This window comes from Chryseobacterium sp. GQ58 (genome assembly GCF_059758895.1).
The window spans coordinates 574,046-586,072 of record NZ_JCAXEH010000001.1; the positions used below are offsets into that span (position 1 = coordinate 574,046).

Below are 12,027 nucleotides of genomic sequence, written 5' to 3' on the forward strand. Positions count from 1 at the left end.
ATAAGAGATGAATGATATTTGATGAAATATAGATTTAAATAATCATTTCTAAATTATCAATAATCATTTATTGTTTAGTTGATGCTGCTCGTCATGATGAAGGCTGACTTCCACTTTGTCACCATATTTTTCTTCGATGAAATGAGCAATTTTTATAGCAGAATAGACTGATCTGTGCTGTCCGCCCGTACATCCGAAATTGATCTGAAGATTTTCAAAACCTCTGCCCAGATAATTGTCTATATTGATGGAAACCATGCTTTTCACCAATTCCAGAAACTTAGGCATGTCGGTTTTTGTCTCAAGATATTCCTGAACTCCGATGTCTTTTCCTGTCTGGATTTTGTATTCTTCAACTCTTCCGGGATTTAAAATTCCGCGGCAATCGAATGTAAAGCCGCCCCCGTTTCCTGAATCGTCTTTAGGAATTCCGCCTTTTTTATATGAAAAACTGTGGATGTCTATGTGTAGCATTTTCTTTTATATTAATTTTTTTTGAACCGTTAAGTCCATAATGTTGTATATTGATTTTCAGTCGCTTTGTCATTCCGTAGGAATCTAGCTTTTCTTTTTTAAGAGATCCTTCGAGAACTGCGTTCGTAATCCTTCAGATTATGCTCAGGATGACATTTCTAATACTAACTGTAAAATGTATTGTTAATTTAAATCTTTCTAAGACTTTAGTTATTTAAAATCTCTTCAATTTTCAATTTTGTTTTATCGGAACTCAGCTGTTTGATTACTTTTTTTAGTTCCGGATAGTCATTCATTTGTTCCCAGGTTTCTGCAAATCTGGTGATGTTTTCAATTCCTTTTTCCATGCTTGCAACAAAATGTTGTTTCTTTTGAATCAGTCCCCGGAAACCATACGCGCCCAAAACCTGTAAAAAACGCATCATCTGAATTGGTTTTACCGATCTTTTTAGTTGAGTTTTAATTTCTTCGCTTTCAAATTGCTGAATGTAAAAATCAAGCATCTCATTTTTAAATTTTTCAGGAAAATTTGCTTTTGCCTGAAATAAAAACGAAACCACATCATACATCAAAGGACCCTTCATTGCAGACTGATAATCGATAAATGAAACTTCACTATTATCATTCACCATAATATTTCTTGCCTGAAAATCGCGGATCATTAATCCTTTAGGCTCGGTATTTTCGATGAGGTCAACTATTTTTTTGAATTCTTTTAAAAGACCGGATTTATGATATTCCAACTCCAGAATATCGACAACGAAATTTTTAAAATAATACAAATCATGCATTACAGGAAGCTCGTCGTAACTTTCATATTCAAAAGTTTTGCCGAAATCTATTTTATCCTGTGTTCTGGTTTGTAGCATGAAAAGTTTTTCTAAGGTTTGTTTTACCAAAGATTTTACGTTTTCAGATAAGCCTTCTTTTGAGATAACTTCCGAAAGAGTAGGGTTTCCAAGATATTCCTGAATGTATAATTTCCTATCATCAGAAACCACGTGAATCTGAGGAGTATTGAGGCCAAGCCCTGAAAAAACCTCCGAAAAATAAATGAAGCTTTCGTTTTCACTAACGTTTTCGTTGTAGGTAATAACGTATTTTCCGCGTTTATTTTCCGCCCGGAAATTCACTCTTGCAGATCCGCTTTGAGCTAAAGTGACAAATTCAGTTGCTTTTTCGCCAAAATGGCTTTCAAAAAATATTTTTGCGTTTTCAGAAGTCATAATATGGTAACAAATATACTAATTTACGTCCTAATTTCTATCTTTGCATTATGCTAAAGGACTTTAAGCCTGTTTTAGGAATTCTGCTGCGTTTCATCATCATTTATCTGGTGCTGCTTTTTGCCTACCAGTTTTATCTCAACACTTTTAAAGCACAGGGCCTCGATCCTTATTCGAGGATGATTGCAAACCAGGTCATGTTTATTCAAAACAAACTCAATATTCCATCGGCTCTTTATGACGACGTCGCAAGGCAGCAGATGTATTTTCATGTACGCACCGGATTTGCAACCAGGATGGTGGAAGGCTGTAATGCGATCTCGGTAATGATTCTTTTTGTCTCATTTATTTTCGCATTTTATAAAGGAGCTAAAACTTTTACTTTTGTAGGAGTGAGCCTTTTGGCACTTTATGTAATGAATATTCTCAGAATTGTGGGATTGAATATCGTAGCCACAGACTACAAACAATATAGTAAAATGACACACGATTTTGTTTTTCCGGCTGTAATATACGGAAGCGTGGTTTTGCTTTGGCTTATCTGGATCAAATTTTTTGCTTTAAAAAATGAAAATTCTTAACTGGTTTTTTGTAATAGCCGGAGTTTTTGGACTTATCGGTGTAAGAATGCTGGAAGACCAAATCTTCTATGATCCTTTCCTGGCTTATTTTCACGAAGCCAATCAATATATTGCTATTCCTGAATTTGAATGGGGAAAATTGATTATTGGACATCTTTTCAGGTTTGCTTTGAATCTTATATTCTCGTGCGTGATTATTCATTTTCTGTTTAAAAATAAAAAATGGACCATTCAAGGCGCCATTTTAATCTTTATTGTTTTCCTTATTACATTCCCGATTTACCTGTATTGTATATACGACAGGTTTGAGACAGGCTATCTTTTTTCTTTTTACATGCGGAGATTTGTGATACAGCCTTTGATCTTACTTTTGATCGTTCCGTTGTTTTATTACAGGAAGCAGATGCTGTTAAAAAGCGCATAAATTACTTGTAAACTAACCTGTTGTGCATTTTGAATCTTTGTCTTTCGAAAATAAGTGAAACGACTTTGTTACCTTGATTTCAGGATTTTTTACAATTCTTTGTATATCCTTGCGTTTTTTAATCGCTAAGAAAGAAAAAGTTTTTACAACAAATGCTTTTGACGGCGTTTGCAAAATGCACAAAGGGTTTGTAAACCATATCCGTTTACGTCTTTCAATGATATTTTCACGTATTAGACGTAAAGAATTTAGTGCTGAACATATATTTTGACGTGTAACAATGAATTTTATATGTTTAAGATCTATAAATATCAATATAAAACATGATCGAATATGTATTATTCATATAAATTTATATTTAAGACGTATTTTTTGATGTTTTAAACTCAGATTTGTTATTTTTATAGATAAAATTTCACACAAATGACTTTAAAAAAATATCAAGAAAAAAGTGCATCACCACATCCGCATATCGGGGCTTTGGTGCGTAAGGTAATGTTGAGCAAAAGAATATCTCAGGCAGAGCTCGCAAGAAGAATGCAGGTGACTTCGTCATCGATGGCTCAGTATTTTCAGCAATCGTCGCTTCAGTTTGGGATTTTATGGAACTTGGGAATTGCTCTTGAACATGATTTTTTTACGGAATTAAGCAATTATTATCCTGCCAATATTCCTTTCAATGAAAAATCAAAGCTGGTTGTTGAGCTGAAACAGAAAACGGAAAGAATCATTGATCTCGAAAAAGAAATTAATATTTATAAATCTGCTTTAAGAATTAACCAATAGTTAGTTTACTTGTATGTAAGAACATTGGCTTATTAAAATGATCTTAAGGAGCACAGAAGAAATCAGTCAACCGTATGTTTTTCGACTCTGGTCACATTTTCGGCAGTCCATTCCACTCTTTTTACAAAATTCTGTTCACGCACCGGGCAATCCTTGATCTGGCAAACAGGGCAGGAAATAGGTTTGCAATCATCCATATGAAAATTGAACTCAACCGTTCTTTTGGTGTTTTTGGCTAAAAGAAGAATAACGTTTTCCATCTCATTGTGAGCTTCACGCAAGCTGTAATACCAAGGAAGCGTAATGTGTGCATCAATATGCAAGGAAGCACCAAACTGTTGTATTTTCATGTTGTGAATGTCGATCCATTCAGGTTGTCGGTTGTTTTCCAGGAGCTCAATAATATTGTTGAGAAGCTCAGGATCTTGCTCATCCATGATTCCACGCAGCGATTTGCGGATAATCTTGTAGCCGACAAAAATAATATAGAACCCGAACAGCAATGCTACAACAGAATCTATCCAAAATATCTTGGTAAAATAAACAATAATCAAACTTATAACAACACCCAAAGTGGTAAGCGTGTCGGACTGAAGATGTTTCCCCGAAGCAATTAAAACCAAAGAATTGTCTCTTTCTCCCTTTTTAATGGAAATATAACCTAAAAAATAATTGATAATCGCTGTAGCGGCAATGATGGCAATTCCCCAGTCGAGATCTTTTAAAACCCTTCCGGTAACCAGGCTGTTGATGCCTTCATAGATAATCATGATTCCGGCAATGGCAATCAATGCACCTTCAATTCCCGAGGTGACAAATTCTACCTTTCCGTGCCCGTAAGGATGATCTTCGTCTTTTGGTTTTGAGGCCAAATAAAGAGAATATAATCCCATAAAAGCACTGATCACATTGACGATGCTTTCCATGGCGTCAGAAAATACGGCATCGGAATCTGTAAGCTTCCAGGCGATAATCTTACCTACAAAAAGGATGACTCCAAAAACGGCAATCCACTTTTGAAAGCTTATTTTATCCTTAGTGCTGTCTTTTTTTAAAGTCATAGTTTGATAAAAAAAAGAATCTCTTTCGGAGACTCTTTTTTATTTTGTTAGTTTAAACTAAGTTATTTTCAACCAGGTATTCAGCAATCTGTACTGCGTTGGTTGCAGCTCCTTTTCGCAGATTGTCTGCCACGATCCAGAGATTCAGTGTTTTGGGCTGTGAAAGATCTCTTCTTATTCTTCCAACGAAAACTTCGTCTTTTCCTTCCGAATATAAAGGCATTGGATATTCGTTGTTTTTCACATTATCCATTACGATTACTCCCGGAGTTTCGGATAGTATTTTTCTTACTTCATCAAGCTCAAATTCGTTTTCAAACTCAATGTTTACACTTTCGGAATGACCTCCCTGAACAGGAACTCTTACCGCAGTTGCCGTCAAATTGAATGTATCGTCGCCTAAAATTTTCTTAGGCTCTTTCATTAATTTTATCTCTTCTTTGGTATAATCATCATCAGAAAATGAATCGCAATGCGGAAGTGCATTTTTGAAGATCTGATAAGGATATACTTTTGCAATCGTTTCATCGCCGCTTATTTCAGAATTTAACTGATCTACCGCTGCTTTCCCTGTTCCGGTGACAGACTGATAAGTAGAAACGATTACTCTTTTTAAATCATATTTTTTGTTCAAAGGTCCTAAAACCATTACCAATTGAATGGTTGAACAATTCGGATTTGCAATAATTTTGTCTTCCTTCGTCAAGACATTGGCATTGATTTCGGGAACGATTAATTTTTTATCAGGATCCATCCTCCAGGCTGAAGAATTGTCGATAACGGTTGTTCCGACTTCAGCAAAAAGTGGTGCGAATTCTAAAGAAGTTTCACCTCCGGCAGAGAAAATTGCAATATCCGGTTTGGCAGCTATAGCGTCTTTCATGCTTACAATCGTAAATTCTTCCTGTTTATATTTCACCTTTTTACCAATAGATTTTTCCGAAGCTACCGGAATTAATTCTGTGATAGGGAAGTTTCTCTCTTCGAGAACTTTAAGCATAACTTGGCCAACCATTCCTGTTGAACCGACTACAGCTACTTTCATTGATTTAATTAATAATTATTTAAGTTAATATATTATGCTCCAAAGACTCTGGTCCAAGGAAATGCAAATGCAAATAAACCGACTGCAATTAATCCCATGATTACAATTCCTAAAGAAATGGTATCATTGGATTTTACTTTTTTGTTGATTATTGTCATCAAAACAGCAGCAATCAGCATTGAAAAAGGATGTTCTACAAACTGAAATCTTAAATCAGCATTTTTCATTACTGCTCCCATATCTAATCCTTTTGTGAAATTCATAACCAACATTACAATGCCAATCAGGAATTGTACGTGGAAGAAGATCATTGTAAACAAAGTTGTTTTCTTCAGGAATTTATTTACTTTACCGCTGTAACCAAACATGGTCGTTAAAAGTGCGATAATAAATAAAGCAGCCAAAAGGAGTTCTAAATACGCGAATCCTTTGTGAGCGTTGAGTAAAATGTTGTAAAAATCCATACTTCTATTTTTTCTGTTTTAAAGTATACAAATATAGAAAAATCCCAGCTATAAAGCCGGGATTTGATGTTTAATAAATTTGAAATTAGAAAGTGAAAGTAACTGAAGCATTCCAAGTTCTTCCAAATCCGAAATATACCTGATTTCCATCTGCAAGACCATTATAAATTCTACCAGCTTCCTGATACGTCTGTGCATTTGGTGCTGAACTCACTCTGTCTGTTGGTGATATGCTTGTTCTAGATTCTGCAATATATGTTTCATCCAAGATATTATTTACATTTACTCTAAATTTGAAAGCTTGAGTTTGGTTAATCTTCCATCTGAATGATGCACCTGCATCAAATAAACCATAACTTGGTAATTTAAGGGCTTCTCTTCTATTATCTACACTTGCTGCTGGGTCATAGCTTGAATAAAGGTTGTCAGCATATCTATAATTAGCATCTACTGATAGCCAATTTGTTACATCAAAGTCAGCTCCAAGTGATGCAGTAATCTGTGCTGCATCTCCTACTTTTACGTCTTTTATGAGTAATTGACCTTCTCTTATAACTTCTCTTGTTTCATCATCTACAAAAGATGCTGTAACATCTTTGTTATAGAACCAGTCTCCTACAGAAAGCATTCCGTTAATTCTTAGTTTATTGATCGCTTTTACTACAAAATCCAATTCTACACCTTGGTGAATTTCATTTATTCCCAAAACGTTTGCAAAATAGGTTCTATTTGCTACAGCATCTCTGTAAGAAATTCTTCTGTAAATATCATCCCAAGAAGTTCTGTACAAGTTTAAATTTAAATCAAGAATGTTTGATCTAAATCCATATCCAATTTCTGCAGAGAAAATTTTCTCATTTGTTAGAGCGGTGTTGATGTCATTTCTGTTATTTAAGAATACTGCACCAAAGAAAGGTTGTCTTTCATAATAACCAATATTTCCAAAAACATTGTGATTTTCGTTGATGTTATAATTAGCACCTCCTTTTATGTTGTAGCCTGTCAGATTTACATTTTCAGTTTTCTGTTCTTCAGGCTTATACAAGAAGTAATCTACTCTTTGGAAGCTTTGATTGGATACTGACCCTTGTACGAAAGCAGACAAAACATCATTAGAATATTCTAATTGTCCAAAACCACCAATCCATTTCACGATACCATCATTGTAATAAACAATTTTTTCTTCGTTGGTTTTGCTTCCGAAAGGATTCCAATTAGGATTTGCTTCATAAGTATTAGTTAACCTTCTATTAGGATTATTAATATCAGTATTATCTAACATACTATTTGCTCCTAATAAATCTGAATTTACCCTATAGTGAATTCCTTTATAATATCTTCCGTCAACACCAACGGTGAAGTTTAGGTTTTCTGTAATTTTATGATTGAAACTTGAAATTACACCGAGCCAGTTGTGAGAATTGATAGATGCTCTTCTTGTAAAAACACTATTTGCTCCAGTTCCTGGAGTAGCTATTGCTGAGTTTTCTGCAACAATTTGATCGAAATCAATATATCCTTCTTCAGTACGGAATCCGTTTTCAGTTTTATTATTTACTCTCCCAAGAGTTCCAGTTCCACCACCTCTACCAAAAGAAGCATAAGCTACGGTTGATAATTTTGACATTGGAGACATTTTCCAGTCCCAGTTTAATGACATTACTGGCTTGTGATAATAGTTTCTAGCGAAAGAATATTCCTCACCATTTAATTTACCCCAATTCAAATTATATCTTCTGTTAGGCTCTCCATTTTCTCCATATTTAAGATACTCTGCTATAGTGGGAGAAAAAGATCTTTGATTATGCCATTGTGGGGCACCTGTCATTGTAAACTGTAAATCATGTTTGGCGTTAGGCTGATAACCTAAAGCAAAGTAGTAGTTATATCCTTCAAATTCAGTACCGTCTGCATACATTGACCCTGCTGTTCTGCTCACTAAAAATGAAGAAGACCATCCTTTTTCTGATTTTCCCGTATTGTAGGAGAATAAAGATTTATGATAACCATCATTACCAATACCTAATGTTACATTTCCTTGTTTCTTTTTATCAGCAGCTCTTGTAAGTACATTAATAGTACCTCCAACAGAAGCAATTGCCAATTTTGATGAACCAAGACCTCTCTGAACCTGCATAGCAGAAGTTACATCTGATAAACCAGCCCAATTACTCCAGTAAACAGCACCGTTTTCCATATCATTTATAGGAACTCCGTTTATAAGTACTGCAGTATTCACTTGGTCAAAACCTCTTACATTGATTCTTGAGTCTCCAAAACCACCACCACCTTTAGTAGCATAAACAGATGGTGTTGTGTTTAAAATTTCAGGAAATTCTTGATTCCCAAGTCTTTCTTGAATTTGTGCCTCTTTAATTGTAGAAACAGCAACCGGTGTTTTTCTATCTTTAGCGATATCGGCAACACCTGTAAGTACAACTTGCTCAATATCACGTGACCTTGTGTCAACAGTATCTTGAGTCTGTTGTGCATAATAAACGCTAGCTGTAGAAAGTGAGATCATCACAGTTAGCATCGATTTGTTGATTAATTTCATAATCGTAAGTAATAGTTAGAATTAAATTTTATGCAAAATTCGGGAATTATACTTTAACTATTATTAACTTAATGTTAATTTTTATTCAATCTTAATAATATTTAAAATATTGTATTTCAATGTGTTATGGTAAAATGTAATTTTTATGTGAAAAAAATCATATTATTTAATTTTTAACAAATGCATCTTGTTTTTGTTAAAAATACAATGTTTTACATAACAGCTTTTAAGCTCAAATCGATATTTTCAGCCGAATGAGTAAGTGCACCGGCAGATATATAAGTCACTCCTGTGGTAGCAATTTCTTTAAGCTGATCTCTTGTGATGCCGCCAGATGCTTCACTTTCACAAGACTTGTTGATCATTTTTACAGCTTTTTTCATGGTTTCGACATCCATATTATCAAGCATGATTCTGTCAACTTTTGCGTTGATGGCTTCCTGTACTTCATCAAGATTTCTGGTTTCCACCTCGATTTTCAATTTTTTCTTATGCTTTTTGATATAGTCTTTTGCCATTTTCACGGCATTGGTGATGCTCCCGTTGTAGTCGATGTGGTTGTCTTTTAGCATAATCATGTCATAAAGACCGTATCTGTGGTTGGTTCCTCCGCCGATTGCAACTGCCCATTTTTCACAAACTCTAAAGTTCGGAGTTGTTTTCCTTGTGTCTAAAAGCTTTGTTTTTGTTCCTATCAATCTCGAATCCCAATCGTGGGTAAGCGTTGCGATACCGCTCATTCTCTGCATACAATTTAATACCAATCTTTCGGTAGAAAGTATAGATCTTGCGCTTCCTGTAACAATAAAAGCGATGTCACCGATTTTGGCAGGTTCCCCATCTTTGATGAATCTTTCTATTTTTAAGTTTTTATCGAAAGTTTTAAAAATAATTTCAGCCAATTCTACTCCTGCAAGTATGCAGTTTTCTTTTACTAATAATTTTGCGCTCTGCTCGAGATCTTTAGGAATTGTAGAAAGCGTCGAATGATCTCCATCCTGAATGTCTTCTTCCAAAGCATTTTTGATGAATTGTTTTAATACTTTATCAGTTACGTAGCTTGGTCTTTTCATTTTTCTATATTATTTATGTTTTTAGGCTTGAGCTAAATCTTTATTATAAAAGGCACCTTTATTTTCCGTCATTTCCATAGATTGGGTAATGATGAGGTGTGCAACGGTTGTGAGATTTCTAAGTTCAGACAATTGTGGAGACAAGATAGAGTAGCGGTAGATTTCGTCTACAGCGGCGGCAATTTCCTGATGTTTTTGCAAAGCCATTTTGAGACGTCTGTTGCTTCTTACGATTCCTACAAGATCGCTCATCATTTCCTGAAGTTGTTTTCTGAGATAAGAAACAATCACCATTTCGTCGATGATTTTCATTCCTTCTTCGTTCCATTCCGGAACGGCTTTCAAGTCATCAAAATTAAAATTATTTTCTTTTAAAAGATTTACGGTTTTCATAGCGGCGTTGTGTCCGAAAACCAAACCTTCCAATAAAGAGTTTGAAGCCAATCTGTTGGCGCCGTGCAATCCGGAATTGGTGCATTCGCCAACTGCGAAAAGATTATTGATGGAAGATTGTCCGTCTTTATCTACTTCAATTCCGCCCATCAGATAATGGCAGGCCGGAACAACAGGAATGAGTTGTGTGAAAGGATCAATTCCTTCATCTTTACATTTTTTATAAATATTGGGGAAATGCTCCAAAAATTTTTCATGGTTCATATCACGGCAATCTAAACCTACATATTCGTCACCGGTGATCTTCATTTCATTGTCGATGGCTCTTGCCACAATATCCCTTGATGCCAGCTCTTCGCGTTTATCATATTTATGCATGAATTTTTCACCGGTTTTGGTTCTTAATTGTGCTCCGTCACCACGCACGGCTTCAGAAATCAAAAACAACATTCCATCTATTTTGCTGTATAAAGCAGTCGGATGAAACTGATAATACTGCATATTGGTCACTTTGCCTTTTGCGCGGGCAACGAAAGCAATGCCGTCACCTGTTGCAATTGTAGGATTCGTCGTGTTTTTATAGACGTGACCGGCGCCTCCTGTTGCGGCTAAAGTAATTTTTGAAGTGATTTTTTTGATGTTTTTAGATTTTTCATCTAAAATATATGCGCCATAACAATTGATCTCGCCTTCGTTCAGTTCCTTTCCTGGAACATGATGCTGGGTAATGATGTCGACAACATAATGATGATCCAGAATTTCTATATTCGGGCTGCTTTTTGCAGTTTCCAATAAAGCTCTTTCTATTTCAAAACCTGTAATATCTTTATGATGCACGATTCTGTTTTCGGTGTGGCCGCCTTCTCTTCCTAAAGTAAATTCGCCGTTTTTCTTGTCAAAATTGGCTCCCCATTCTACAATTTCATTGAATCTTGTCGGAGCTTCTCTTACAACCATTTCTACCACATCCCGTTTGTTGTCGCCGTCTCCGGCGCGCATTGTATCGTCGATATGCTTTTCAAAATTATCATTTTTAAAATCAGTCACCACGGCCAAGCCACCTTGTGCATATTTGGTATTGCTTTCATCTTCATCGGATTTGGTTACAATGATTATTTTGGCATCAGGAAGCTGTTCAGAAACTTTAATGGCATAAGATAATCCCGAAATTCCGGAACCAATTACTAATACATCCGCTTTTATCATATATTTACTTTAAGACAATCATCAAAATGATTACATAAATTTAAACAATTTATCATTTGGTTTTCTTACTTTTTTCATATGCTGAAAGTGATCTTCTTCAGATCGGTAGCCTAAGGCAAGTGTGACGGTTACTTTTTCTCTTTCAGGATCAATTTCCAAAATTTCTTCAATCAAATCCTGTCGAAAGCCTTCCATCGGACACGTATCTACATCTTCAATGGCGGCAGCATACATTAAATTTGCCAAAACGATATAGGATTGTTTCTCTGCCCAGTTGAAAGTTTCTTCCTGATTTTGTCGAGTAATATGCTGATTAATACTTTTTCTGAAAAGATCAAGATTTTCCAAAGGAACATCCCTGACTTCCGAAATATGATTAAAATATCCGTGAATATAGTTTTCTTCAATCGTTTTTTTTGAAACAATCACAATTAAATGCGAACAGGTTGAAATTTGTGAAGGATTATAAAAAGCAGGAATGAGTTTTTGCTTCATTTCGTTGCTTTCTATCACAAAAATCTTGTAAGGTTGGAGGCCAAGCGAACTTGCAGCCAGCTTACCCGACTCAAGTATATTAAAAAGCTTTTCCTGCGGAACAGTAAGCTCGGGATTAAATTTTTTTACAGAATATCTTCTACTTAAAGCTTCCAAATAATTCATAAGACAAATTTAAGAATTGAATGCGAATAAAAAGTCTTTTACGCTGAAATATCTGTTTTTAAATTTTCTAAATAAAA

Annotated in this window: 12 protein-coding genes; 3 read left to right on the plus strand and 9 right to left on the minus strand. The window is 35.2% G+C overall.

Features of this window, described 5'->3' with window-relative positions:
• Positions 1-63 precede the first annotated feature (63 nt).
• The gene (locus tag AC6CHK_RS02710; protein WP_498093311.1) at positions 64-474 is read right to left on the minus strand and encodes a RapZ C-terminal domain-containing protein; all 411 of its coding nucleotides are present in this window, start codon (positions 472-474) and stop codon (positions 64-66) included.
• Positions 475-680: 206 nt separating this feature from the next.
• Entirely contained in the window at positions 681-1,700 is a 1,020-nt protein-coding gene (locus AC6CHK_RS02715; RefSeq protein ID WP_498093313.1) for an aminoglycoside phosphotransferase family protein, read from the minus strand.
• A 50-nt stretch (positions 1,701-1,750) separates the two neighbouring features.
• Between AC6CHK_RS02715 and xrtF the strand changes: the two genes are divergently transcribed.
• The 3 genes from xrtF (at position 1,751) to AC6CHK_RS02730 (ending at position 3,491) form a co-directional block, all read left to right on the plus strand.
• Positions 1,751-2,281 carry an exosortase family protein XrtF gene (xrtF, locus tag AC6CHK_RS02720; protein ID WP_498093315.1) on the plus strand — a complete coding sequence of 177 codons (531 nt, stop codon included), beginning with the start codon at positions 1,751-1,753 and terminating at the stop codon, positions 2,279-2,281.
• Entirely contained in the window at positions 2,268-2,705 is a 438-nt protein-coding gene (locus AC6CHK_RS02725) for an exosortase F system-associated membrane protein (protein ID WP_498093317.1), read from the plus strand. Before xrtF ends, AC6CHK_RS02725 begins: the two co-directional genes overlap by 14 nt.
• 423 nt (positions 2,706-3,128) lie before the next feature.
• Positions 3,129-3,491 carry a hypothetical protein gene (locus AC6CHK_RS02730; protein ID WP_498093319.1) on the plus strand — a complete coding sequence of 121 codons (363 nt, stop codon included), beginning with the start codon at positions 3,129-3,131 and terminating at the stop codon, positions 3,489-3,491.
• A gap of 62 nt (positions 3,492-3,553) precedes the next feature.
• On the opposite strand, the gene AC6CHK_RS02735 is transcribed toward AC6CHK_RS02730, so the two are convergent.
• The 7 genes from AC6CHK_RS02735 to AC6CHK_RS02765 form a co-directional block, all read right to left on the minus strand.
• Positions 3,554-4,552, minus strand: coding sequence for a cation diffusion facilitator family transporter (locus AC6CHK_RS02735; protein WP_498093320.1), 999 nt, complete (start codon positions 4,550-4,552; stop codon positions 3,554-3,556).
• Between the two features lie 52 nt (positions 4,553-4,604).
• On the minus strand, positions 4,605-5,597 hold the full coding sequence (locus tag AC6CHK_RS02740) for an aspartate-semialdehyde dehydrogenase (RefSeq protein WP_498093322.1): 993 nt from the start codon (positions 5,595-5,597) through the stop codon (positions 4,605-4,607).
• A gap of 32 nt (positions 5,598-5,629) precedes the next feature.
• Positions 5,630-6,061, minus strand: coding sequence for a hypothetical protein (locus tag AC6CHK_RS02745; protein WP_498093324.1), 432 nt, complete (start codon positions 6,059-6,061; stop codon positions 5,630-5,632).
• An 85-nt stretch (positions 6,062-6,146) separates the two neighbouring features.
• Entirely contained in the window at positions 6,147-8,618 is a 2,472-nt protein-coding gene (locus tag AC6CHK_RS02750) for a TonB-dependent receptor (protein ID WP_498093326.1), read from the minus strand.
• A 212-nt stretch (positions 8,619-8,830) separates the two neighbouring features.
• Entirely contained in the window at positions 8,831-9,691 is an 861-nt protein-coding gene (gene nadC / locus AC6CHK_RS02755) for a carboxylating nicotinate-nucleotide diphosphorylase (RefSeq protein WP_498093328.1), read from the minus strand.
• A 21-nt stretch (positions 9,692-9,712) separates the two neighbouring features.
• Complete coding sequence (gene nadB, locus AC6CHK_RS02760) at positions 9,713-11,290, minus strand: L-aspartate oxidase (RefSeq protein WP_498093329.1); 1,578 nt, start codon at positions 11,288-11,290, stop codon at positions 9,713-9,715.
• Between the two features lie 30 nt (positions 11,291-11,320).
• Positions 11,321-11,950 (minus strand): NAD(P)H-dependent oxidoreductase, encoded by a 630-nt coding sequence (locus AC6CHK_RS02765; RefSeq protein ID WP_498093331.1) that lies wholly within the window; start codon positions 11,948-11,950, stop codon positions 11,321-11,323.
• Positions 11,951-12,027 lie beyond the last annotated feature (77 nt).